This window comes from Maribacter dokdonensis DSW-8 (assembly GCF_001447995.1).
Lineage (GTDB): Bacteria > Bacteroidota > Bacteroidia > Flavobacteriales > Flavobacteriaceae > Maribacter > Maribacter dokdonensis.
On the sequence record NZ_LDPE01000006.1, the window covers coordinates 48119 to 74970 of the forward strand.

Sequence of the window (26852 nt, forward strand, 5' to 3'; positions counted from 1 at the left end):
ATATTTTATTTAACCATGAATAGGGCGTTTGCAAAAAACAGCTTACCATTTTCCCAGAAGCCTCTAAAAAGTGGATTGTCTATCATATAAATAATTTGACCACGCCCCATTTCTTCTGTACCGAAGATTAAAGTTTCCGCAATTTTTTTCTTTGCTTCGCTACCGGCAAAACCGGACACAGGTTCGTTGTTACCTTCGCTCAAATACACTGCGCTGCCATTTTCTAGGTAATTGTAAGAACGGGCACCTAATTTAAGGGTAAAATAAGTGTCATCGTAACCATAAGCTAACGGATTTGTGTTATCTACCGTGGCCTTGAAAATTGCTCCGGTAATAGCAGATTTTATTTGTTCTCTTTCAGAAATTTCAAATGATCCTATTGTAGTAGATGAGTCTTTTTCAATCTCTTTTACAGATAATTTAAAATCTTTGTCAGATGAGGTAATTCCATCAATTGCACCGCCCATGGCAATTAATTTTCCACCACGTTTTACCCAGTCCTTTATTTTTTCCTTGTTATAGGAGTTTAGAAAACTATTATACCCACGTCCGTCAGGTAAAATTAAAATATCATAATTGCTAAGGTCAATACGGTCAAAATAATCATGTCCCAATACAGAAATAGGGTAATTAAGTTGTTGTTCAAAAAAGTTCCAAATTTCACCAAAACGCAAAGTAGACGTTGGCTCACCAGAAAGAACGGCGATATTTAATTTCTGAATTACATCTACATAACCAGAGCCGAAATCTTTTCCGCTCTCAACAAAACCTGTATTTGTAGAAATGACATTCTTTGAATTGTTTTCTGAAGCTGAAATAAGGATGTCATTGAAATTCTTAAGGTGCTTATTGTCACTTTTAGTAATAATCAATGTGCCTCTTTCATGGGAAATACCATCTAATGTAAATGGCTTATGGGCAAAACGTACTCGAACTTTGTTACGCAGTAATTCTGCTAGAAATTGAGCATCTTTCATACTGTTCCAATCAGCTAAGTAAGCATAACTGTCCGGTTTTAAAACACCGTATTTAGTACCACTATGAAGAGGTGCGGATTTAGCTACACTGGTTTCTGAAGCTATCGCGTCTAAACCATAGGCATAGGGTAAAGACCATGCGGTGATATCATAGGTAACCGAGTCGCTTAACTTTGCGGTGGGCTCGAACAGTACTTTTACCAAGGTGCTTTTTGGTTGGTTTGTAGAAATGACCAAACTTTTATTAGTACTTTTAATTGAGCCAGATTTACCGGTGGCATAGTTGTACCCTTTAAAGGTACTATTGGTACCTGCTTGAAATTCAATTTCATGTTTACTCAATAAATCTGCTAAAGCCTCTATTTTATCGGGGTTACCGTTCATCACATAAGTGTTGTATTTAAAATTTTTGTCACGGTAAAATTTCTTGAACTCATCATTCAATTTAGTAACATTTTTTGAGGCCACTTCAACGGTAGATAAGCCGGTGGTATGATGATGTGCAATTCTATCTTTTAAGGTAAGCGTATCTCCAATACTCGTGATAATGCCAAGTCCGGCACGTCCACTACCACCTTGTTCGTAAGTCATTCCAATTCCACCATTATATGTCGGGTAAGTATCGCCATAGCTTGGGTATAAAAGATCAAAGACTTCTTTAGTAAAATAGAACCATCCATTAGCATCAAAATATTTTGCATGATTCTTGCCAATGGTTTCTTGAAATTCTCTTTGAAAATCTGTAATAACTTCATGAAAAGGTTCAGCTGCAGGAGCAAAGTAATAGGGGTTGTCAACACCTTGCTCATGAAAATCAACATGAACATGGGGTAGCCATTGGTTAAATTGTTTTAGGCGCTGCTGACTCTCAACTTGTGTCAACCATGCCCAGTCTCTATTAAGGTCAAACATATAATGGTTGCTTCTACCGCTCCACCAATTTTCATGATGCTCCTTGCTTTGAGGGTCAACTTGATTTGGCGAGTTTTTAAATTGATTGTACCAGTTTACGTAACGATCTCGTCCATCTGGATTAATACATGGATCAATTAATACAACTATATTTTCCAAATATGCTTTCTTACTTGTGAAAAGGTCGTAAATGGTTTGCATAGATGCTTCTGTGCTAACACTTTCATTGCCATGTACATTGTAGCTCAACCAAACAATAGCTTTGTCCGGAGAACCTTCTCCATGTATACCTTTCATATGCTCTTCCCTAATTTGATCTAGGTTTTGCATGTTTTCTTCAGTAGAAATGGTTGCCAATAACAAAGGTCTTCGTTCATTGGTTTTTCCATATTCAATAAGTTTCATGCGCTTAGGTTCGGCCTTTGCCAAATATTGATAGTAATCTACTACCTCATGGTGTCTTGTAAATTGAGTGCCAAGTTCGTAGCCTAAAAACTCTGAGGGCGATTTTAATTGAGCTAGCCCTAAAAACGGAATAAATAGTAATGCAATGCGTAAAGTTAGTTTCATATAGGTTTGTTTGTGTTCTGAGTCAGCCAAATCTATTAAAATAAATGCAAATTGTACCTTATCTAATCTGTAATTCACCGAGTAAACAGGTATTTAACAGTACCGGTAATTAACTTATATTTAGGAAATGTAAAACGAAAGGGTTTTATATTTACCAAGATTTTAATTTTTCTATGGATATTGACTGTTTGCCCTTAGTAAAAACGGGCTATTTTTCGAAATTAATTTGCGATTATGTTGCCGCAGATACTAAGCTTAAACCATTGTATAATCGTTTTCCGAATATAGATGGGTTCAAAGGGCAAATAGAAGAAAAGGGTAAACAATTTACCCAATCGCAAAGAAGTGTATTGTTTAGCTCGTTGATAGAACAGTATAAAGGAATCAACGTTTCTAAGCAAACCAATGTTAATATTGAGCTTTTAAAGGAGAAAAATACATTTACGGTAGTTACTGGCCACCAGTTGAATTTATTTACAGGTCCGCTTTACTTTCTTTATAAGATTATTTCTACCATAAACCTTACCAAAGAATTAAAAAAAGAATTTCCGGATCAAAACTTTGTACCGATCTATTGGATGGCCACTGAGGATCATGATTTCGATGAAATCAATTATTTTAATTTCAAAGGACTAAAATTTCAGTGGAACAAAGAGGCTTCTGGAGCTGTAGGTCATTTGCCTACGGAAGGATTGGAAGAGGTTTTTGCCCTTTATTCTAAAACTATTGGTGATAGTAAAAATGCCCAAGTATTAAAAGAATTATTTGAAAGTGCCTATTTAAAGAATGATACCCTGACCGATGCAACTCGCTTTTTAGCGAACGAAATTTTTAAAGACTACGGTTTGGTAATTGTTGATGGTGATGATGTTGAGTTGAAGAAATTGCTTGTACCATACATGAAAAAAGATATTTTTGAGCAAACAGCTTTTAAGAAAGTATCTGAAACTATAGAGGAAATTACCCAAATATCTTCTGATTACCCTGTACAAGTAAACCCACGTGAAATCAATTATTTCTATTTAAAAGATGGTATTAGGGAAAGGCTAGTGGAAAGTAAGGGAAAATATGCCGTTAATGATACTGCCATAACTTTTACGAATGAGGAGTTGGTGAGTGAAATGGAAAATTTTCCAGAAAGATTTTCTCCCAATGTTATTGCCAGGCCTTTATACCAAGAGGTTATTTTACCCAACCTTTGTTATATAGGCGGCGGCGGAGAAATTGCATATTGGTTAGAATTGAAGGCTTCATTTGACGCCATGCAAGTAACGTTTCCTATTTTATTGGTCAGAAATTCAGCTTTGATCATTACCGAGAAACACGCCGATAAATTAGAGCGAATGAATATTTCCAAGTCAGATGTATTCTTGAGCCAGAATAGCTTGATCAATAAAAAAATTCGTGAAATCTCTAATATTGATATTGATTTTGCTCCACAGAAAAAATTGTTGGAAGAGCAATTTAAAGAAATGTATGCGCTTGCAGAAAAAACAGATAAGTCGTTTTTAGGCGCGGTAAAGGCTCAAGAGGTAAAACAGAAAAAAGGCTTGGATGCCTTGGAAAAAAGGTTGCTCCAAGCGCAAAAAAGAAAATTGAAAGACCATGTAGTTCGCATGACCGAACTGCAGAATGAAATTTTTCCGAATCAATCTTTACAAGAAAGACAATTAAATTTTTCTGAGTTTTATTTAGCATATGGTGAAGCATTGTTACCAATGCTATTTAAGGCGTTAGAACCTTTGAGTTTAAATTTTACGGTCATCACCCAAAAGTAAATAATGGGTAAAGGCAAAGCGCTACATAAGATAAACGTACTTGCTATATTATCCTTTATTGCCATTACGGCAATTACTTTTTTCAAAAGTGCGTTAGAATTAGAAGACGCGGAGCAGGCTTATTATTCTCAGTGGTTACGTTGGGGTTATGATGATCAGCCACCCTTTTATACGTGGTTACAGTATGGTTTTAATACTGTTTTTGGTGTGGGCAAATTGGCATTCTCTTTACTTAGGGCTGTCTTGTTTGCAGGAACATTGTTATTACTTTACAGATTTTCAGGATTACGTATTAAGGAGGCGGATACATCTAAATTGGCTGTTCTGGCATTGGTTTTAATACCTGTATATATAGATTTTACTTTTCGTAGACTCTCGCATACAAGTTTACTTTGTTTATGTGTAGTTGCCTCTTATTATAGTATACAGCTATTGTTAGCGCGTAAATCTATTTTAAATTATCTTTTGCTTGGATTGGTTTTAGGTGTAGGTATAATGTCTAAATACAATTATGCATTCTTTCTGGTGACTTTTGCCATGGTCACTTTGTGGGATAAAGAATTGAGAGCTATCGTTTTCAACCCAAAAATACTATTGTCGGTTTTAGTGTCCGTTCTATTGGTTGGTCCTCATGTATATTGGTTATTGGGTCCAGATGAATATCAATCTTTTCTAACCTCTAGTATAGAAGAAAAAATAGGAAAAGAACAAGCTCAATCGGGTTTTTCAATGCTACCCTTTATTGTCTATTTAAAAGGCTTGTTTGCTTTGATGTTTCCTGTTATCGCCATAATCAGTATAGGCTACTTCTCTAAAAATTTAAGTTTTAATAAACTTGGAATCAATTGGTTTTTTAAAATGTTAATTACGCAATTACTGGTATTGGGTTTGTTTTTTCTCATTTTTCAAAGTCAGAAAGTGGAGACCAGATGGTTGCTGCCACTTTTTATTCCTTTTGTAGTTCTACTGCTGGAAATTGTTGATTTAAAGAATAGTAAGAAATTAGTTACTGTTGGGTATTGGGTTTTTATATTGGTTATAGGTATACAAACCATAAGAACACCAATAGAAAAGGTGATGAAAATACCTTCATCTGTACATTTTGGTTTTGAGCCAGTTGCCAGTAAGTTGAGCAAGAATTATAATACTTATCATTGGGTGCTACCTAATGTTACTTATGCCGGTAATGTGCGTTTACTACATCCAGAGCAAACCATACTTTCTGCAGATGATTATTCGTTAACCGCATTGGAATTGCAGCATGAGGGGGAAGTTGAAATAACGATCGGCCCATCTGTGGAAAAACAGACCACACCTGTAGATAGTCTCATTGGTTTTGGGAAAGAAAAAGAAAATCTATATTTCTATATCAATTAAGGAACTAGGAATTCCCCCTTCCACATGTCATCGGTCTTTGAGAAAAGAGCCCTAATATGGTTAGGTCTTTTAAGTTTTAGATATTCAATTTTAGTTGGAAAAATATCGATTATGGTGAAATGGTTTTTGTCTTCTACATATTCCACATGGTCAGGATTCTTAATTGCTCTGCCCGGGCTAGTTTCTGTGATGTAATCTTTTCTGCTATTGGGCTGAATATTTTGCCAAGTTGATTTTAATCTTTCGGTATTTGTTACTATTTCAGCAGTACCTTCAACTTTTAACTGCATCATTTTTTCAGGATGGTATAAAAGCAAACTAACTTGGTTATTTACATGAATATGATTTATTTTTTGGGTTCGGCTATCGGTATAAATAGTTAAACGTAAATTTTCGGTCACCTCACGTAGTACTACGGTACGCAGTCTTGCAATAGATTCATTGCCGGTAGTTGCCATTGTAATGAATCTAAATGGGTGCCCTCTTTCAATTACACTTTTTTTGATCTCAATACATAACTCTTCAAAAAATGAACCTGTCATTGTGGTAATTTATTTAATAGTAAAAATAAATGAAAAATAGGGTAGGGTAATGGTTTAGTTAGTTGTTATAAAGATAATAGCTATGAAAAAGAAATTGAAAAGGTTCAATTTTTAGCTTTTGGTTTAATTTGGTTTTTGATTTATTTAAAAGCTCGGGGTGGTTTCCGAGCTTTTTTTTTTTTTGGATTCTTTGTAAGGTATTAAAAATACGTGCGACCAATGTGCAGAATACTGATTGCTATGAAAAAGAAATTTTAAAGTATTCGGTTTGATAATTGGTTGATTAAAAAGCCCGGGTGATTACCGGGCTTTTATATGTTTAAATGATTGATAAGAGAAGTAAATTGCTCTTAACCAGATCGGTAAAAAGAATCGATTAAAGCACTACTATCATTTAACTTTATATTCTAAACGCATAGTTATTGATGCGGTCTTATTTTTAGAAGAGGTGTTATAGGCACCGCCCCAACTATAGTCTTCTCCAGAATTTTGACCGGTTATTTGAAAAACACCCATATTGGCAGAGACCAGGTCACCTAAATTACTACCTGCATTTTCGGCAATTTTCTCTGCACGTATTCTGGCATCCTCTGTTGCTTTGGAAATCATCTCAATTTTAAGGTCTGCCAATTTTGTATAATAGTACCTTGGGGGCAGTGAGTTAAACTGAACACCTTTATTTAAAAGTTCGGTAATTTCTCTAGAAACACCTTCTATTAAAGCTACATCTTCAGATTCTATTTTTAAAGTTTGTACAAGTTGGTAACCTTTAAAAATATTGCCAACGTAATTTCCATTTTCATATTGGTTGTCTCGCATTTCTGTAGTTTGAACACTATTAAAAATAATGCTCTTAGTATCAATGCCCTTAGATGTTAAATATTCTCGAACAATTTCCTTGTCTTGGTTTAATTGGTCGAAAGCTGTTTTTAAAACAGTGCTATTGGTAGAAAATTGACCTTCCCATACAATGAGGTCAGAGGTGAAATTTTCATTGCCCAAGCCTGTAACCGATATCATTTGGGGCGGGTTTGCCCTTTGTATATAAGCGTTGCCTAAAAAATATGCAGCAATGACAATTGCCGCTCCAAAAATAATTGCACTAATGTGTTTCATGAAAAATATTTAAATCGAGTCTAAATATATAAAAAGATACTTTTCAAGAACGGTCAATTTGCTATTTTTGCCCATGCAAAATAAAGTCCTAATACTAGATTTTGGTTCTCAGTACACCCAATTGATTGGAAGACGCGTACGTGAACTAAACATTTTCTCCGAGATTAAACCTTATAATAAATTACCAAAAGACCTTTCTGAGTATAAAGCGGTAATACTTTCTGGATCGCCCTTATCGGTTAGGGGTGAAGATGCCGTTCACCCAGATCTGTCTGAAATTAGAGGTAAAAAACCATTATTGGGCGTTTGTTATGGCGCGCAGTATTTGGCACACTTTAATGGTGGTAGTGTAGAAAAATCGAATACACGGGAATATGGTCGTGCAAACCTTAGCTTTGTTAAGGAGAACGAACCATTTTTTGATAAAGTAGATGCAGGTAGCCAAGTGTGGATGAGCCATGCCGATACCATTAAGCATTTACCAGAAAATACAACTCTATTGGCAAGTACGCATGATGTTGAAAATGCCGCTTTCAAATTTGAAGGCGAAGAAACATATGCTATTCAGTTTCACCCAGAAGTGTATCATTCAACAGATGGAAAACAGGTGCTGGAAAACTTTTTAGTGCATATTGCCGGGATGGAACAGACTTGGACGCCAGATGCCTTTGTTGATAAAACAGTAGCTGAATTAAAGGCGAAAATAGGCGATGAAAAAGTAATCTTAGGACTATCCGGTGGTGTAGATTCTTCTGTTGCAGCTGTTTTATTACATAAGGCAATAGGTAAAAACCTGCACTGTATATTTGTAAATAACGGACTTTTAAGAAAGAACGAGTTTACCGATGTACTTAAGCAGTATGAGGGAATGGGCTTAAATGTAAAAGGTGTAGATGCTTCGGCACGCTTTTTGGGTGATTTAGCAGGAGAAAGCGATCCAGAAACTAAGAGAAAAACAATAGGTAGGGTTTTTATTGAGGTTTTTGATGATGAATCTCATTTGGTAGAAAACGCAAAGTGGTTGGCACAAGGTACTATTTATCCAGATGTTATAGAATCGGTTTCGGCAACTGGCGGACCTTCACAAACAATAAAGAGTCATCATAATGTAGGTGGTTTGCCAGATTTTATGAAATTAAAAGTGGTAGAACCTTTAAAGATGTTATTTAAGGATGAGGTAAGAAGAGTAGGTGCTAGCTTGGGCATAGATAAAGCTTTGTTGGGTAGGCATCCTTTTCCAGGTCCTGGTCTGGCAATTCGTATTCTTGGAGATATCACTCCAGAAAAAGTGGCTATTTTGCAAGAGGTGGATGCTATCTTTATTGACGGGTTGAAAAAATGGGGACTATACGATAAGGTGTGGCAAGCCGGTGCTATGTTATTGCCCGTTAACAGCGTAGGTGTAATGGGAGATGAACGTACCTATGAAAAATGCGTGGCACTTAGGGCCGTGGAAAGTACAGATGGTATGACCGCCGATTGGGTGAACTTACCTTATGAATTTCTACAAAAAACATCAAATGATATCATTAATAAAGTCCCTGGCGTTAATCGTGTCGTATATGATATAAGTTCTAAACCGCCAGCAACAATTGAATGGGAATAGTATGAAATATATATTTAATCAAGTTTACATTATTTGGGCATTTTGCGTATTGGTCTCTTGCACTGCAATGGCTCAGAAATTTAATACACATGAGGTTAAAAGAGGAGAGACCTTAGAAAGTATTTCTAAATTATATGGGGTTTCTACTGAAAGTATTTTGCAGTACAATAAAGAGATAAAAACCGGTCAGGATTTAAGACCTAATACTATATTGGTAGTACCAAGTGCAAAAGTTGCGACTAAGCCGGCAAACACTCCTACCAAAAATATTACAGAGATTGCACAAGATGCAGAAAATTCTAGAGAGCCAATAGGCTATACAGAGCACCGTGTTAAGAAAAGGGAAACCATTTTTGGCATTACCCAAATGTATAATATTACCGAGGATGAATTAAAAAAATATAATCCGGTTTTATATGCCTCGCCCCTTCAGAAAAAGATGGATCTGCGTATTCCTAAATATGCCGCTCCAAAAGTTGAAGATGTGGGTATGAACGATGAAGATTTTGAAAAATACATTGTTGCCGCAAAGGAAACCAGATGGAGTATAGCACATAAATATGGCATTACCATAGATAGCATGTTGGTTTTAAATCCTGGGCTATCAAAGTCGGACAATTATTTATCTGAAGGTTATGAATTGGTTATGCCTAAAATAGCCGGTAGTACGGTAAAGAATCAGGTAACCCAATTATACACCTCTTATACGGTACCTGCAAAGATGAATTTTTATCGTTTAGAGAAAGAATTTGGAGTAAAATCAGATGAAATAGTGCGCCTTAATCCAGAAATTACAGAACGTGGTGGGTTAAAAGAGGGTATGGTTATTCGTATACCTGAACAAAAGGTAGAAACTGGTGATATTAATACGGACAACTATATTTTTTATGAGGTTAAACCAAAGCAAAACGAGTTTAGGCTGACTAGAAAATTTGACATGACCTGGGCAGAGCTAACCCAATTGAACCCTGATTTAAAAGATGGCTTAAAGGCAGGCATGGTACTTAAGTTGCCAAAAGATAAAGTAGGTGATTTTGAAGTGAAGAATGCTCTGGTATTGGATAAAGTGAATTTATTGGATAGCATTAATGTTGCCGTAAAGCCAAAAGTACTGTTCATGTTGCCATTTAGATTGGACAAGGTGAATTTGGCGGATAAGGAAAGCGCTGAAAAAACAATTGATTCTAGAAGAGATATGACCGTTAGTTTAGGTCTGTATTCCGGTGCATTGGTAGCCATAGATTCGTTAAAGTCTTTAGGAGTATCAATAGATGTGAAAACGGTTGATAATCAATTGGATTTAGGTAAGACAAAACAACTATTGCAAGCAGAACAATTAGGTGGTTATAGTGCGGTTTTTGGTCCTTTGGACAATCCTTCATTAAAAGAGACCGCAGTTCAAGCTTCTAGATATAACGTTCCGGTATTGGCGCCGGTAACGGCAAAAAGCGATTTAAGTTTAGAAAATGTGTTCTACTCTTATACGGATGAAGAGGTATTGTGGAAACATATGTTAGACTATGTTGAAAACAATCATACAGATGAAACACTTTTGATCATAGCAGATGAAGATAATAAAAAGGAAAAAGATGCTATTATAGAAAGATTTCCATCTGCAAAAGTGGTAGTCGTAAAAGAAGAGGAGAAAAATATTGGTATTAACAGAGATAAACTACAGACACTGCTATCTGACCAAGTACCTAATTGGGTTTTTGTAGAATCTGATAATTATAAGTTGATTTCAAGTATAGTCTCCATATTAAATTCATTTAATAATACTGCCTTTGATCCTTTGGTGGGTAAAGATAAAGTTAGTGTTCGCATGTTTACAACAGACATGAACTCTGCGTTTGAAAATGATGTGATTTCCAATACACATTTATCAAATTTAAAGTTCACTTACCCTTCAGTGAATAAAGAGGTTGCCAATAGTTCTTTTGTAGATAGGTATAGAAAACGCTTTGGTGATGATCCCAATAAATATGCGGTAAGAGGTTTTGATCTTACCTATGATTTGTTGTTGAAATTAGCTTATAAAAACAACTTGTTGGAAGCTTCTAGATTCATAGGTGAAACAGAATACAATGGTAATAAGTTCAATTACCAAAGAAAAGGTGTTGCGGGCTATTATAATCAATCGTCATATATAATGATGATGGATGATTTAAGAATTAAAACATTAGAATAAAATGACATCAAAAGTAACGTATAACGGTGGTCTTAGAACTGAATGTGTTCATTTAAAGTCCAACAATTCTTTTGTGACCGATGCTCCCGTTGATAACAATGGTTTAGGAGAGGCTTTTTCACCAACTGATACCGTAGCTACGGGCTTGGCAAGTTGTATGTTGACTATGATGGGTATTAAGGCAAACGGGTTAGAGGTAGACTTGAAAGGGACTACGGCATCCGTAACTAAGCATATGGCGGCCTCACCTAGAAGAATTTCTAAAATAGAGGTTGAAGTTCATTTGCCGGAACAAGTTTCTGAAAAGGATAGAAAGATATTGGTGCATACTGCAAATACATGCCCGGTACATTACAGTTTACACCCGGATATTGAAAAAGTAATCACCTATTATTGGGATTTGTAAAAAGAACATATCATATTTTTTGGCTTTTGATCGTTTTGTGCATTGCTTCTGTTCAAGGTCAAGAGGAAGTTGAATGGTCACCGGAGTTTAGGTTTACTTGGAAAGATTTTAAAGGCAAGGTTCCGTCCGGTAGTGGTGCAGCAGCTACTACGGCCAGTGGAATTAGTTATGATTTTTCTACATTTTATGAAAACGGGGAAATGCAGGTGGACTTTAATGTATACGCATATTTTTACCCCACAAAATCTTGGTATAAACCAAAAATATGTAATGATGTAACATTATTGCATGAGCAGTTGCATTTTGATATTACGGAGCTATACGCACGTAAATTAAGGGTAAAGTTGGCAAATGCCACTTTCACCGATAATGTTAAGGAAGAGGTTCGTAAATTGTATAGGTCAACCATTAGGCAGTTGAACGATTTTCAGAATAAGTACGACGCAGAGACCAATTACTCCAGAAATTTGCCTGTTCAAGAAAGATGGGTGAAAGAAATAGGGGAGGCACTTGACCATTAGAGATCAGTATAAATTAAAAAGCACCTTTATATTCAAGGTGCTTTTTATTTTTTGGATATGAGTGTTTTTATATGTCGCAAATAGTGACACCTTGCTTTAAGGCATCTAATTTATTTTCCCAACTAGGTACAAACTCTTGTGCAACATGACCCTTATAACCTGTTTTCAAAATAGCTTTCATGACTGCAGGATAGAAAATTTCTTGGGTTTCATCTATTTCATGTCTGCCAGGGTTACCTCCTGTATGGTAATGACCATAATATTGATGGTAGTTTTCAATATTTCTTATAATATCGCCCTCCATTATTTGCATATGGTAAATATCATATAGAAGTTTAAAATGTTCAGATCCAATAGCCTCACAAAGAGAAACGCCCCATTCGGAATTGTCGCACATATAATCTTTGTGGTTTACTTTACTGTTCAATAATTCCATTTGAAGAACAACACCATGTTTTTCTGCCAAAGGCATTAGCCTCTTTAATCCGGTTGCACAATTGCGCAAACCTACAAGGTCGTCCATTCCGTTTCTGTTACCGCTAAAACAAATTAAGTTGGTGTAGCCAGCTTCAGCAACAAGGGGAATTACGCGTTCGTAATCAGCAATAAGTTCATCGTGTAAAGAAAGGTCGTTAAAACCTTTTTCAATACCCATACCTGCTCCCCAGCACATAGATGCATGAATATTGTATTTTTTTAGAAGAGGAAATTCTTCTGGTCCAACTAGATCAATCGATCTAATGTCAAGTTCCACTAAGCTTTTAAGAAAATCTTCAAAAGGAATACTGCCGTAACACCAATAACAAACACTATGGTTTATATTGTATTTTAATTTAGCCTTAATGTCAGGTTTGGTGTTGTTTGCCACTGCGGCAGATGTAGTTAAGAAACCAACAGAGGCAGCCGCTGAGGTTCCAATAAAATTTCTTCTTTTCATGTTGTTTTGAGATGTTGATTTTTTAAAGATAATTTTTTTACATTTAATAATGGAAATAATTCCCGATAAGGAAAAATTAATAGAGCTGGCACATTATAGGATGCCATTTGGTAAATATAAGGGCAGGTACTTGGTAGATTTACCAGAACCCTATTTGGTGTGGTTTCAACAAAAAGGGTTTCCTGATGGTAAATTGGGAGATTTGTTGCGATCTATGCTAGAAATCAAAACAAACAGCTTAGAATCGGTAATTCGAAAAATACAAAAACATTTTCCTAAGGAAACCCGTTAAGTTCTATCCTCAATTTGTAACTTTGTCTCCCGTAACATAGAATTCGATACATGGCACAAACCAAATACATCTTCGTTACGGGAGGCGTTACTTCTTCGTTAGGAAAGGGCATTATTGCTGCATCTTTGGCGAAATTACTGCAATCTCGCGGATACAAGACTACAATTCAAAAACTAGATCCTTACATTAATGTAGATCCAGGAACCTTAAACCCTTATGAGCATGGCGAGTGTTATGTAACTGATGATGGTGCGGAGACCGACTTGGATTTGGGTCACTACGAGCGTTTCTTAAACGTACGTACCTCACAGGCAAACAATGTTACTACGGGTAGAATTTACCAAAGCGTAATTGAAAAAGAACGTAGAGGAGAATTTTTAGGTAAGACCGTACAGGTAGTTCCGCATATAACCAATGAGATAAAAGAACGTGTGCAGTTGCTAGGCAATAGTGGCGATTACGACATTGTAATTACAGAAATTGGTGGTACTGTAGGTGATATAGAATCATTACCATACATAGAAGCGGTTAGACAGTTACTTTGGGAGTTGGGTGATGATAATGCCATAGTAATACATTTAACCTTGGTACCTTTTTTATCTGCGGCTGGCGAGTTAAAGACAAAGCCAACACAGCACTCTGTTAAGACTTTAATGGAAAGCGGTATTAAAGCCGATATTTTGGTATGTAGAACAGAGCATGAGATTTCTAATGAAATTAAGGATAAGTTAGCACTTTTCTGCAATGTCAAGCGCGAAGCGGTAATACAAAGTATTGATGCATCTACTATTTATGATGTTCCATTATTAATGCAAGAAGAAGGTTTAGATACCGTAACATTGCAGAAATTGGCATTGCCAAATACCGTAGAACCGGATCTTACTCGTTGGAATGAGTTTTTGGTAAGGCATAAAAACCCTAAGAACGAGGTTACTATTGGTTTGGTTGGTAAGTATGTTGAGTTACAAGATTCTTATAAATCAATTTTAGAGGCATTTATACACGCTGGAGCATCAAATGAGGTTAAGGTGAATGTAAAATCGGTACATTCTGAATATATAACCGAAGATAATTACAAAAACAAGCTTAAAGGATTAGATGCTATTTTAGTAGCACCTGGTTTTGGTGAGCGAGGTATAGAAGGTAAGGTAAAGGCTGTTGAATTTGCTCGCGTAATGCAAATACCGTTTTTAGGTATTTGTTTAGGTATGCAAATGGCGGTCATAGAATATGCACGCAATGTTTTAAAACTTGCAGATGCAAATTCAACCGAGATGGATGAGAACACTCCTGATCCGGTTATTAGTATTATGGAAGAGCAAAAAACTGTAACCGATAAAGGAGGTACAATGCGTTTAGGTGCTTGGAATTGTGATTTAAAGGACGGTAGCTTAGTGAAGAAAATGTATGAAGGTGCTTCTCAAATATCTGAACGTCACCGTCATAGATATGAATTTAATAATGCATATTTAGAGCAATTGGAAAATGCCGGACTTTTAGCAACTGGTTTTAACAAGGAGACCAATTTGGTTGAAATTGTGGAGTTAAAAGATCATCCATGGTTTATAGGTGTGCAATATCACCCAGAATACAAAAGTACGGTTGCCAATCCGCATCCATTATTTGTAGGTTTGGTAAAGGCAGCTTTAGACCATAAAAAGGCACAAAGTAATGCCACATTGGCATAAACTTCATATTTGGGCATATATTTGCAATCTTAAAAAATTCAAAATAGACCCAATTAATTAGAAACACCACATGGAAGAAAAGAAATTTGATGTACAATCCATCATAGGCTTTGTGCTTATTTTTGGAATACTCGTCTTCATGTTTTACCAAAACAGACCTACTCCAGAAGAGTTGGCGGCAGAAAAGGCAAAACAAGAGCAAGTAGAAGCTGCGAAGGCATCAGAAAATTTAGAAACAGAGACTGTAGGTAGCAATGAACCACAGTTAGATTTACAAGATTCTACAGCAGTTGCCAATTACCAAGGTAAATTAGGTGCATTTGGGTTTACAAAACCATCTAATGATATTACCACCTTGGAGAATGATGTTCTTTTGTTGAAAATCAGTAATAAGGGTGGGCAGATCGTAGAGGCGAAAATGAAACAGTACGTTACTTATGATTCTGTGCCGGTTTATTTGGTAAAAGATGGTAACGCTTCTTTCGCATTAGATTTCTCTACATCTGACAACAGGGTGTTGAATACGGCAGATTTGTATTTTGAGCCATCAATGTCAAATGATAATGGCAATCAAGTTTTGTCGTTGAAAGCAAAGACTTCAAACAATCAATATTTGGAGTATAGGTATGTCATGAAACCAAATGATTATTTGGTTGATTTTATGATTAAATCCAAAGGATTGGATAACGTCATTAGTGCAAGTAAACCTGTAACGTTAGATTGGAAGTTAAAAGGTATTCGTCACTCAAAAAGTATTCAATATGAAAATAGGTATACACGTTTGACCTATAATCATGAAGATGGTAAAATTAGCAAGTTATCTGAAGGAAGTGATGATGAGGAAACCGAAGAGGATATAAAATGGATTTCTTACCGTCAACACTTTTTCTCAAGTATATTAGCAGCAGATGTACCATTTAAAAATGGAGATTTGACTTCGGTTAACTTGGTAGAGGAAGAAAGTAGAACCTTTGGTTTTACAAAAGAATATGCATCTGCGTTACCAGTGGACTTGGAAGGCGGGGAAATTTCTAAAGATTTACATTGGTATTTTGGTCCAACAGATGTAGATACCCTTTCAAAGTATGAAGATTTGGGTCTAGATGATTCCATTCCTTTTGGGTGGGGTATTTTCGGTATGATCAATCGTTATGTGTTTACACCATTCTACGGTCTTTTAAGCACGTATTTTCCTTATGGTATAGCAATTGTGATCATGACGATATTGGTACGTTTGGCAATGTCGCCTGTAACATATAAATCCTACTTGTCACAAGCAAAAATGAAGGTGTTGAAACCTGAAATTACTGAGCTTGGAGAGAAATACAAGGATAATGCCATGAAAAAGCAACAAGAAACCATGAAGCTTTATGGTAAGGCAGGGGTAAGCCCCATGAGCGGTTGTATACCAGCGGTTATTCAAATGCCGATATTCTATGCACTTTTCATGTTTTTTCCAACATCGTTCGCATTACGTCAAAAATCATTTTTATGGGCAGATGACCTTTCTTCTTTTGATACTATTTATCAATTCCCAGAAGGATTCTCCATTCCATTCTACGGTGATCACGTGAGTCTGTTTCCTATATTGGCATCTATAGCTATTTTCTTTTATATGATGATGACTACAGGACAGAATATGCCAACTCAACCAGGTATGCCTAACATGAAATTTATCATGTACTTAATGCCATTTATGATGTTGTTTTTCTTTAACAACTATGCAAGTGGATTGAGTTTGTACTACTTCGTTTCTAACTTGATTACTATTGGTATTATGCTGGTCATTAAGAATTTTATACTTGATAATGATAAAATTCATGCCCAGATACAGGAGAATAAGAAGAAACCTAAAAAGGAAAACAAATTCCAAAAGAAAATGCGCGAGATGATGGAACAAGCAGAAGCGCAAAAGAAGAACTAATTTTATTGTTCTATATAAAATGAAAAGCCCTTTCAAATTTGAAAGGGCTTTTGCCATTAAATAGAGTTGGTTTGGTAAGATTTGGGATGGTAAAGATGTAATTAAATTTAAGTTCAATAAAAAGTTAGTTGTAAAGGGTGGCTTATTGTATGTTAAAATAGTCTGTACTGATGTTAGTCATTTTATGGCATAAAAAAACCTTCCCATAAAGGAAGGTTTTTAAATTTGGTGAATGGCGCTAGCTTATTACAATGCATCTAAAGCTGCTTGTGGCAAAAGAACCTTGTTAATAACGTGTACAACACCGTTGCTAGCTTCAACATCGGCAATGATAACAGAAGCGTTATCTTCGCTCGCATCTTCAACGTGTACTGTTCCATCTTTAATGTTAATACCTACATTTTCACCTTGTACGGTTGCAATAGTTTGCCCGTCACTTAAATTCGTAGAAAAAGCAGCTGTTCCAGAAACTACGTGAAAAGTTAAAATAGTAGTCAATAATTCTTTTTCGGCTTCGGTATCAAAATCCGCAAGGCTATTATAATCCTCTCCTAAAGAATCTAGTAATGCTGTGAAGGCATCATTAGTTGGGGCAAATACTGTAAAGGGACCATCCCCGTTTAAGGTTTCTACCAAACCAGCATCTGCTTGCACCAGAGCATCTACCAATAAGCTTAGGTCGTCTGTAGCTGCTGCAGTATCAACAATGGTTTTCAATTGTAAGCTCATAACAAAGTCTATTGCCGCTTGTGGTAATAAGACTTTATCAATAGTATGTGCAACACCGTTAGATGCCATAATATCTACTGCGGTAATATTTGCGTTGGTATCGGAAGCATCACCGATTACGAATGGATCCCCAGAAGAAATTATTTCAACGCTGTTGTTTTCAAACGCCGTTGCAACCTGTCCTGCAGCCAAATCTGTAGATTTTACTTCAGAGGCAATAACGTGAAATAATAAAATATTTTTTAATAAGTCAATTTCTTCATCTGTATCAAAATCATCAATGCTATTATAATCGTCGCCTAAAACCTCTAACAATGCTACAAAGGCATCATCTGTAGGTGCAAATACGGTAAATGGTCCATCAGAACTCAAAGTAGCGGCTAAATCAGCCTTAATTACCGCTGCCTCTAAAAGGGATAAAGGTTCGGTAGCTACAACAATATCCACCAATGTGCCATTCTCTTCAGGCATTTCCTCTCCGTTCAAAGCATCTATAATAGCTTGTGGTAGTAATACTTTATCAATAACGTGAACCACTCCATTACTGGCCTCTACATCTGCAATAACTACTTTAGCATCAATTTCAGTGGCGTCATCGATGAAAACATCACCATCAATATTAATGGTTAAATCTTCACCTTGTACTGTAGTCACCATCATACCGTTGGACAATTCGGTAGAGTTGGCAGCTACACCTGCAACTACATGATAAGTTAATATTGAAGTTAAGATCGCTCTCTCTTCGTCCGTATCAAAATCTGCCAAAGTATCAAAATCATCTAATTGGTTCAATAGTTCGGTAAAGGCATCATTAGTTGGTGCAAAAACGGTAAATGGACCGTCGCCACTTAATGTGCCTACTAAATCAGTGCCTTCTGAGTTGTCAGCAGTAGTAAGGGCAGAAACTAATGAGGTAAGCGCATCTTTCGCCTGAGCTGTCTCTACAATGTTCATTTCGTTTGGTGTCATAGGTGTTACACCGTCATCATCATCACTACATGACCATGTAACTATGGAAATGGTGAGTACTAGTAAAAAATTTCGTAATCGTAACATTTTTTTCATAACTGTGTTTTTAAGGATTGTTCAATTAAATATGGAAGATGTTTAACATTAATGGCAATAAAATACATATATGGTAGTAAAACATCTACAATGCTAAAAATACGATAGTTGCATTTTGTTTAAACAATTTTTAAAAAAGTTTAACAAAATATTTTTAACTCAATAAAATTAGCTGTTAGTACGTAGTTGATCTGAGCTCTTCTTTTTATTAAGATTGTAGGCAGTGAATAAAGAGTATGTGTATTTTTAAATAAATAGACTTTGAATTGAAATTTTGTAATTTTGTTGCGACCAAGATGAAGAGATGAAAAAAGTAGTAATAGGACTTTCTGGAGGAGTAGATTCAAGCGTGGCGGCATACCTTTTAAAAGAGCAAGGTTATGACGTTATTGGCCTGTTTATGAAGAATTGGCATGATGATTCGGTGACGATATCAGAAGAATGTCCGTGGTTAGAAGATAGTAACGATGCCTTGATCGTTGCAGAGAAGTTGGGTATTCCATTTCAAACGGTTGATTTAAGTGCTGAATATAAAGAACGTATAGTTGACTACATGTTCAGGGAATATGAAATGGGGAGAACCCCAAACCCTGATGTGTTATGCAATAGGGAGATCAAATTTGATGTCTTTATGAAAATAGCCATGCAGCTTGGGGCAGATTTTGTAGCTACGGGTCATTACTGTAGAAAAGGCACTATCAAAAATACAGACGGTACCGAAACCTATCAGTTATTGGCAGGGAAAGATGGTAATAAAGATCAGTCTTACTTTTTATGTCAATTATCGCAAGAGCAATTATCAAAAACCTTATTTCCAATAGGGGAGTTGACCAAGCCACAGGTGAGGGAAATTGCCGGAAAAATGAATTTGATCACCGCTGATAAAAAAGATTCTCAGGGTTTATGTTTTATTGGTAAAGTAAGATTGCCTGAATTTTTACAGCAACAATTAAAACCTAAGACCGGTAAAATTGTTGAGGTTCCTGCCGGGTTAGATGCTTATGCACAAATAGCGCCAAGTTTTGATGATAAAAAATCAGAGTTGGCCTACTATGCGGAGAAACCGGTATATCATTTAAATGATGGTAAAGTAGTAGGTGAGCACCAAGGGGCACATTATTTTACCAAAGGGCAACGTAAAGGCTTGCATGTTGGTGGAACAAAAGAACCTTTATTCGTAATCGATACTGATGTTAATGAGAATATCATTTATACAGGTCAAGGTAAGGCACACCCAGGTTTGTATAGAAGAACTTTGTTTGTAAAGGATGAAGAAATACATTGGGTTCGTGAAGATTTAGCTCTGAAAATGGATGAGAAGTTAGAGGTGAAAGCACGAATAAGATACCGACAAGAACTACAGGAAGCTGCCATATATAGAGTAGAAGGTGGTATGTACGTAGATTTTAAGGAAATGCAATCCGCCATTACCGAAGGTCAGTTCGTAGCTTGGTATTTAGAAGATGACCTTATTGGGTCTGGGGTTATTTCTTAAATTTATATGGTGTTATAGGAGGATTAATAATAATCAAAACTGTAACATATTATTCCATAGTAGGTATTACGGAGAATCAATGCTTGCGTTGAAAATTATAGTAACTATTGAATATAATCCTTTGGTGTTTTCCAGGGTAATTTACCTAGCTCATGCAAAATAGAATTTCTGAACTTTTCAAAATAGAATTTCCAATAATTCAAGGAGGTATGATTTGGACCAGCGGATGGCGATTAGCCAGTGCGGTGTCCAATGCTGGTGGTTTGGGAGTTATTGGTGCCGGTAGTATGTATCCAGGTGTTTTACGCGAGCATATTCAAAAATGTAAAAAAGCGACTTCAAAACCTTTTGGAGTGAATATACCGATGTTATATCCTGATATTGATAAATTGATGGATATTATTGTTGAGGAAAACGTCAAGATAGTATTTACATCCGCGGGAAACCCAAAAACGTGGACACCCTTTTTAAAGGAAAAAGGAATTACGGTTGTACATGTTGTCAGTAGTTTAAAGTTTGCTTTAAAGGCACAGGATGCGGGAGTAGATGCCATTGTAGCAGAAGGTTTTGAGGCAGGTGGACATAATGGTCGTGATGAAACAACAACTATGGTTTTAATTCCGGCCGTTAAAGAGAAAATTCATATTCCCCTAATAGCCGCCGGTGGTATAGCAACTGGGAAAGCAATGTTGGCGGCAATGGTCTTAGGTGCAGATGCGGTGCAGGTTGGTAGTAGGTTTGTGGCAAGTGAAGAAGCGTCTAACCACATAAACTTCAAAGAGGTCGTGGTTAAAGCCAAAGAAGGCGATACCCATTTAACATTAAAAGAGCTTGCCCCAGTTAGACTAGTAAAAAATAAGTTCTATAATGATGTACAAAAAGCCTACACTACAGGAGCAACCGTTGAAGAACTAAAAACTCTTTTAGGAAGAGGGCGTGCCAAAAAAGGTATGTTCTTAGGCGATTTAGAAGATGGCGAACTAGAAATAGGTCAAGTATCTGCGTTGATACATGATATAAAACCGGCTGGTGAAATTGTAAAAGATATTATGAGTGAGTTTCAAGAAAGGAAAGCGGAAATTTCTAATTTCTGACATTATTTAAGCAAGTTTCGATAAGCAAATCTATGCCATAGGTTTTATCAAATTCCATGTATGATGTGTCAATTGCTCTTGAAACTGACCATAATTGACTCATTGCATATTGTTCTCTTAATAATTTATTTTGTCTTATTTCTTCAAGGTAAATCTCATCCAAATATTCTAAGTCTTCTAGTATAGAATTTTCTTTTTTTGAAGTCTCAAACTGAGCTAATGTTTTTTTAATTTCTCTTTCAGAATATTCTTGAAGATTAGATTTTAATAGACTTTCAGTATTTGTTTGAAAATTAATTACAGCTAAAAAGGTTTGATCATTTTTATATGCGATAAGTAAACCAATTGCTTTCTCATCTTTAGGCATTATCATTTCTCTTTGGGTTTCATTGCCAACATAAAACGTTTTAGAGTCATTTGTTTTTAAACGATAAAGGCTTTTTATTGAGGTATACATAACATAACCATATACTTTGTCAAAGGTATTTTCATTTGTAACTAAAAACTCTAATGGCGAATATTCCCAATCTTTGGACATTGTTCCTCTGTCAATATTAATCCAACCAGTATCGTTTAGTTCAAAACCATAGCCAGTCATACGATAGGCTTCTCTTTTATTCAATAATGTTTTATAATTATTAACCAATTCTTTAGCCTTTTTTGTTTTCTCATTATTAGCTTTAACGGCTTTGTTACGTTGCTCTTTCAATTCATTTTTAACTAATTGCAACCTCTTCTCATAATAACTTTTTAAAAGCCGTAAGTTTTTATTAGGAACCTTCACTGTAGTCCATTTTTGAGATGCAAATTTTTTAAAATCTTTTTGATAAATATTCTCGTCTAATAAGCTAGCTGCAATACTGTCAAGTTCCCATAAATTCTTATCTAGGTTATGGGTATATATATCAATGATATCTGACCGGCATATTTTGAACATGAGCTTAAGTCTTTCTTCAAATTGTTTTGTGGCAATTAATGTATTTTGAAACTGATTATTTTTTATTGCTTTAATTGCAGCTGGATCAACTCCATAGTTAACTGAATTGTCAAGCTCTGAGTAGTGTGTTGAATCTAATTCTGTTTCATTTACTTTATCATAATAGGATTCGCTAACATTTATATCTGGTACAGTTTCTTTTATAATCTCATTTCCAGTCTTAAAGTATAGGCTATAATATAAACTATCAACGAACTTTTCATTTACTTTCTGGTGATTAAGAAAAGGCATTTCTTTTTCTAAAGTTTCAACAAATCCGTCAGGTAAAAAGTCTAACGTAAATAAATCTAAAGGAATAAGATAATTTTCTATCGGAATTGGATTTACCCAATTCATATTTCCATTTTTATCTCGCAAACCTTTGTAAACAGACATTCCTGATTTTCGATTGGTAGTAGGAATTTCTACATATACAGGCTTTTCAGGATTTACAAATAGTTGTTTGCCTTTAGCAGTTGCATTAAAGTAAATCATTCCATCAGTCTCTAAAAGCTTTCCATCTGATATAGTAGTGAGGTTGCTTAAAATCATCTCATCTATGGTAAGGGCTTCGGTTAATTCTATTTCAACATCATCAGTGACTATATTATTATCAGAATCTAAAAAACTTCCTTTTTGAAATACGATTGTGGTTCCATTCTCGCCAGAAATTACGGTATCATTTTTAGTGTCAATTTTAAAATATTGACTCGAAGTAATAGTATTTTTAAATGGGTCTTCTTGATGATTTTTAACTATTAAATCTGGTTTGGGCTTACATTGAAGAAAAGAAAATAACAAAGCCGAAAAGCCTAAAACTAATAAAATACCTTTTTTCATAAGAGTGGTTTAAAAGTAGGTAATAAGCGTTAAAAGTTTATTTAGAGTAGTGTAGTGCTGTCAATTAACATGCCATAAAAAAAATGAGTATCGATTTTGCGACTTAGAAGATGGCGAACTAGAAATAGGTCAAGTATCGGCTTTAATACATGACATAAAACCAGCTGATGAAATTGTTAAAGCGCTGATGAAAGAGTTTAATGAGAGGAAAGCCGAACTTTCCTCTCTATAGATTAAACTTCTTTATCTTCCCCTTCGATCACCCGCTTTTTGTTTCTCAAAGATCCAAGGTATTCAATAAGATCACGAAGTTCTCTTCTTGAAATCATTCTACCCATTGCTGGCATTGCAGACATGGAATTCTCTCTACTGGCAATTCTCATTAAAGGGACTCTTAAAGGCTCCGCTTCAGAAGTTCTTAGTAGTAATTCTTTGTCATTTTCCTCAATAAGAACACCCTTTACTTTTTGTCCGTCTTTCAACGTAATGGTTACGGTGCCATAGCCCGGTGCCAAACGTATACTAGGTTCTATAAGCGCTTCTAGCAATTGTTGTCTGTTCAGGATATTGCCAATATTGTCCAATTTTGGTCCAACCTCTCCACCAGAGCCATTTACTGAGTGGCAACGTACACATTGTGCCGTGGGATTATTGTTGAATACCGATCTACCGGCCCACCAATTTCCGCCATAAAGTGTTTCTTGAAAAGAATCGGCAGAATATCCAGCCTCCTTAAGTTTGTCTAATTGAGCTATTAATTTTGGGTTTTCGGTTGCGTTTACAGATTCCATTAAATCTAATAATATACCCTGTTTAAGTTGGTCTTTACTGGCTTTATTAATTAGGCTAGATAGTAATGCATTACTATTCTCTACAGGTAGGTCACCTAAAACATTTAACATTCTCTGTTGTTCAGATATAGAGCCTCTTTTAAAAATAGGGTCTACAATGCTAGGAAGTTTTTCTTTAGGTATATTTAATTGCGCCAATAGACCTACGGCTGCTGTTCTTACTTCTTCATTGCTGTCTTTCATACCAATGGACATGGCAGTTTCCATTTGTTCGAATTTTAATTGACCAAGACTGTTTAGTACTGTAGCACGTACCTCTGCTGATTTGTTATATTTAAAAATAGAGAATAACTCATTGTTATAATCGGTAATACCCACTGCGCTCAATGTCTTAGAAATACCAATTAAAATTTCAGGTTGGCGTTCCTTTAAAAATGAAGGAATATCTTTTCTGATCTTCTCTTCTAGTTGACCGTTTTGCCTAATTATTTCTCCTCTATATCTACCATCTACACGGTCTAAGAGAGAAGGATTGTTCCAAGTTCCTAAGGCGGCAAGAGCCTCGCCACGTAAGTCGCTAGAAACACTTTTACGCTTTGCAAAATTGATAAGGAAATCTAGTTGTTCATCACCACCAACACGTAAAGCTGCGTTGATCGCTCTTCTTAATAATGGTTCTGAGGTGAATTTCTCATTATTAAGGGTAGCTGCCAAAGCCGGCAATGCAGCCTCTATAGAAAGATCGTCGTTTATGGCACGAGCGGCTTCCGTTACTATATACTCATCTTTATCAGATAAAAATATTGAAATATTAGGGTCTTGTAATTTTCTCAAGACAAGAACTGCTGCAATACGCAAACTTCTGTTCTCATTATTGGCAAGCGCTACAATTGGTTCTACTTTTCCTATTCTTGCAAGAGCCAATACGGCGGCATGTCTTAGGTAAAGATCTTGATCATTATTTGTTTCGATCATTGCCAAAAGTGGTTCAATGGCGTTTTCATGTTTTAATCTTCCTAATGCTTGGGCAGCATAGAACTTAACCCGATCGTTCTGGTGGGTGGTCAATGCTATTAAACTATCGGCAGCTTTCCCGTACCTTACATCACCAAGAACTTTTGCACTTTGCGCAACAATTTCAGGATCTTCGTCACTTAATAGATTTAATAAAGGTTCGGCATCATCAACATCTTTTGCCGCAATTTGCCCAATACCCCATATGGCGTGAATACGTGCAAATTGGTTTTCTTCTTCAGTTAAAGCCTTTTCTAAAGCTCTGTATCCCCAAAAAGTTCTTTTGGCAAGTTCAAATTGTGCTTTTTGCCGAATTCTCATATCATCATATGAGAGTAGTTTTATAAGATTATCAGTTTTGTCATCTTCATAATTATGGGTCATTAACCGTTGTGTTTCTAACCTTTCTTGTTCAAGATCATTGGTTTGGTCCGTAACGTCTAATTTCCATACTCTTCCGTAATTTTTGGTTCCCCAACCATTAACCCAATCGGCAAGGTATAATGCGCCATCTGGACCAAAATCAATACCTGTAGGCAATACTCCGGATAAGATAGATTCTTCACTCTTCAATTCAAAAGAGGCACCTTTCGGTTTTAGATCAAAAGACCAAATATGTGATCTGCTGGGGTCACCTACAAATTCTACTAAGAAAAATTTGTCCATCCACTTTTTGCCCAAAGCGGTGCCAGGGTTATATCTCATTCCGGTAGGTCCGTTATGAAAATTCTGAATAGGAGGTATGATATACGCGGCTTGACCATCCCAATGTGGGGTAAAGAGTTTTTCATCCATCCAAACGTTATAACCATTGTTCTTTGGGTCCGTATATTTTCCATACTGCCAATTGGCTCTCCACCCAGCATCTGAACCTTCTACGATATGAACCAGGCGTTCACTTTCTCCCTTATGGTCACCGTCGTTATCAGAAGAAATAATATTTCCGTAAGCATCAAAAACAAACTCATGCGTATTGCGCAGACCGTGAGCAAAAACCTCAAAATTGCTACCATCTGGGTTACTTCTTACAATTACCCCTTCATTTGGGTACTTATGGTTTTCGCCCTCAACGGTAGTAATATTTGCACCAATATCACCAATACCCCAATATATTTTACCATCTGGACCTTCTATGGCACCGGACATACCGTGACCGCTAAATCCTATATGTACGGCAAAGCCCTCTGCAATACTGGTTTTTTCGTCCAAAATTTTATCGTCATTAGTATCTGTTAAGCGATACATACCTGGACCAATACCAACAAAAACATCGTTATCACGTACTAAGAGTGCGCCGGCCACATCATTGATTTCATCGCTAAAATCGTTCATGATCTGGGTAGAAATATCTGCAATACCATCATTGTCGGTATCTTGTAACATCCAAATTTCATCTTGTTCAACGGCAAGATCTTGCCAGTCATGAATGCTATCATTATTAAGGTCAGGTAACCATTCATTTTCTTTACTAAGTTCAGGAGCAAAAGTTTTATGAAGAAAAGCTCTTCTATCTTCCACAGATTCAAGGGAGATGGATTCTGTCATCCAATCTCTATGTCCGCGAATATCAAATTCTGAGTTTTTGGCTCTGTTAGTACGTGTAATGTATACATTGCCTTCATTGTCAATATCAAGTGCAATGGGGTCTGGAGCTAAGGAATCTGAAGCCCAAAGACTTAGTTCTAGTCCGTCTGCAACTTCAGCAGTAATGGTTTCTCGAGCTATTTTGGCCATTTCAATAAGCTCGGTACTATCTTGTTGAATGGTTATCGGAATTTCAACAGGCTTTTTATTGATGCATGAAATAGAAAAAAATAATAGGGCGATTACCCCCAAAAGGAATTTTTTAAAGAATGTCATTGTTGTTTGGTTGAATTGAAACTTAAATGTAGCGAATAATGGAGATAATCAAGAAAGAAATTGAATAGTTGTTAAGTTATTAACCATATATGATATAGATTTATCAATTTGAAATATAAATGACATTTAAATTAATGTGGTGAAACTGTAACTA

18 protein-coding genes are annotated in these 26852 nt (G+C 36.0%); 11 read left to right on the forward strand and 7 right to left on the reverse strand.

What is annotated here, in order from left to right; translation table 11 throughout:
- Window positions 1–5: 5 nt before the first annotated feature.
- On the reverse strand, window positions 6–2459 hold the full coding sequence (locus I600_RS16690) for a M14 family metallopeptidase (protein WP_058105797.1): 2454 nt from the start codon (window positions 2457–2459) through the stop codon (window positions 6–8).
- A gap of 173 nt (window positions 2460–2632) precedes the next feature.
- Here I600_RS16690 and bshC point away from each other — a divergent pair, with 173 nt between their 5' ends.
- Both bshC and I600_RS16700 read left to right on the forward strand, forming a co-directional pair.
- Window positions 2633–4237, forward strand: a complete 1605-nt coding sequence (gene bshC / locus I600_RS16695; protein WP_058105706.1) for a bacillithiol biosynthesis cysteine-adding enzyme BshC — start codon at window positions 2633–2635, stop codon at window positions 4235–4237.
- A 3-nt stretch (window positions 4238–4240) separates the two neighbouring features.
- Entirely contained in the window at window positions 4241–5614 is a 1374-nt protein-coding gene (locus tag I600_RS16700) for a glycosyltransferase family 39 protein (RefSeq protein ID WP_058105707.1), read from the forward strand.
- On the opposite strand, the gene I600_RS16705 is transcribed toward I600_RS16700, so the two are convergent.
- Window positions 5611–6156, reverse strand: a complete 546-nt coding sequence (locus I600_RS16705; protein ID WP_058105708.1) for a pyridoxamine 5'-phosphate oxidase family protein — start codon at window positions 6154–6156, stop codon at window positions 5611–5613. The two genes, I600_RS16700 and I600_RS16705, sit on opposite strands and share 4 nt — an antisense overlap.
- Before the next feature lie 390 nt (window positions 6157–6546).
- Window positions 6547–7272 carry an SIMPL domain-containing protein gene (locus I600_RS16710; protein WP_058105709.1) on the reverse strand — a complete coding sequence of 242 codons (726 nt, stop codon included), beginning with the start codon at window positions 7270–7272 and terminating at the stop codon, window positions 6547–6549.
- A 73-nt stretch (window positions 7273–7345) separates the two neighbouring features.
- Here I600_RS16710 and guaA point away from each other — a divergent pair, with 73 nt between their 5' ends.
- From guaA to I600_RS16730, 4 genes are read left to right on the forward strand one after another with little or no spacing between them, the layout of a single operon-like run.
- The gene (gene guaA, locus I600_RS16715) at window positions 7346–8878 is read left to right on the forward strand and encodes a glutamine-hydrolyzing GMP synthase (RefSeq protein WP_058105710.1); all 1533 of its coding nucleotides are present in this window, start codon (window positions 7346–7348) and stop codon (window positions 8876–8878) included.
- Between the two features lies 1 nt (window position 8879).
- Window positions 8880–11066: a LysM peptidoglycan-binding domain-containing protein gene (locus I600_RS16720; protein WP_058105711.1), complete on the forward strand. Its 2187-nt coding sequence runs from the start codon at window positions 8880–8882 to the stop codon at window positions 11064–11066.
- A 1-nt stretch (window position 11067) separates the two neighbouring features.
- Window positions 11068–11472 carry an OsmC family protein gene (locus I600_RS16725; protein ID WP_058105712.1) on the forward strand — a complete coding sequence of 135 codons (405 nt, stop codon included), beginning with the start codon at window positions 11068–11070 and terminating at the stop codon, window positions 11470–11472.
- Window positions 11460–11993 (forward strand): DUF922 domain-containing protein, encoded by a 534-nt coding sequence (locus I600_RS16730; protein ID WP_245188911.1) that lies wholly within the window; start codon window positions 11460–11462, stop codon window positions 11991–11993. The genes I600_RS16725 and I600_RS16730 overlap by 13 nt, the downstream gene beginning before the upstream one ends.
- Before the next feature lie 67 nt (window positions 11994–12060).
- Here I600_RS16730 and I600_RS16735 read toward each other — a convergent pair whose 3' ends face one another.
- The gene (locus tag I600_RS16735; RefSeq protein WP_058105713.1) at window positions 12061–12930 is read right to left on the reverse strand and encodes a hydroxypyruvate isomerase family protein; all 870 of its coding nucleotides are present in this window, start codon (window positions 12928–12930) and stop codon (window positions 12061–12063) included.
- A gap of 49 nt (window positions 12931–12979) precedes the next feature.
- On the opposite strand from I600_RS16735, the gene I600_RS16740 reads away from it, so the two are divergent.
- From I600_RS16740 to yidC, 3 genes are all read left to right on the forward strand, one after another.
- Window positions 12980–13222, forward strand: a complete 243-nt coding sequence (locus tag I600_RS16740) for a DUF3820 family protein (RefSeq protein ID WP_058105714.1) — start codon at window positions 12980–12982, stop codon at window positions 13220–13222.
- 50 nt (window positions 13223–13272) lie between these two features.
- Window positions 13273–14910, forward strand: coding sequence for a CTP synthase (locus I600_RS16745; RefSeq protein ID WP_058105715.1), 1638 nt, complete (start codon window positions 13273–13275; stop codon window positions 14908–14910).
- 70 nt (window positions 14911–14980) lie between these two features.
- Window positions 14981–16834: a membrane protein insertase YidC gene (yidC, locus tag I600_RS16750; protein ID WP_058105716.1), complete on the forward strand. Its 1854-nt coding sequence runs from the start codon at window positions 14981–14983 to the stop codon at window positions 16832–16834.
- Window positions 16835–17080: 246 nt separating this feature from the next.
- Here the strand turns inward: yidC and I600_RS16755 are convergent, their stop codons facing one another.
- A complete protein-coding gene (locus I600_RS16755) occupies window positions 17081–18628 on the reverse strand; it encodes a fasciclin domain-containing protein (RefSeq protein WP_058105717.1) in 1548 nt (515 codons plus the stop codon).
- 304 nt (window positions 18629–18932) lie between these two features.
- On the opposite strand from I600_RS16755, the gene mnmA reads away from it, so the two are divergent.
- On the forward strand, window positions 18933–20123 hold the full coding sequence (gene mnmA / locus I600_RS16760; RefSeq protein WP_058105718.1) for a tRNA 2-thiouridine(34) synthase MnmA: 1191 nt from the start codon (window positions 18933–18935) through the stop codon (window positions 20121–20123).
- Window positions 20124–20275: 152 nt separating this feature from the next.
- Window positions 20276–21217, forward strand: a complete 942-nt coding sequence (locus tag I600_RS16765; protein WP_058105719.1) for an NAD(P)H-dependent flavin oxidoreductase — start codon at window positions 20276–20278, stop codon at window positions 21215–21217.
- On the opposite strand, the gene I600_RS16770 is transcribed toward I600_RS16765, so the two are convergent.
- Together I600_RS16770 and I600_RS16775 are read right to left on the reverse strand one after the other, a co-directional pair.
- A complete protein-coding gene (locus tag I600_RS16770) occupies window positions 21207–23033 on the reverse strand; it encodes a hypothetical protein (protein WP_058105720.1) in 1827 nt (608 codons plus the stop codon). The genes I600_RS16765 and I600_RS16770 overlap by 11 nt on opposite strands.
- Before the next feature lie 233 nt (window positions 23034–23266).
- A complete protein-coding gene (locus I600_RS16775; RefSeq protein WP_058105721.1) occupies window positions 23267–26698 on the reverse strand; it encodes a HEAT repeat domain-containing protein in 3432 nt (1143 codons plus the stop codon).
- Between the last annotated feature and the right edge of the window lie 154 nt (window positions 26699–26852).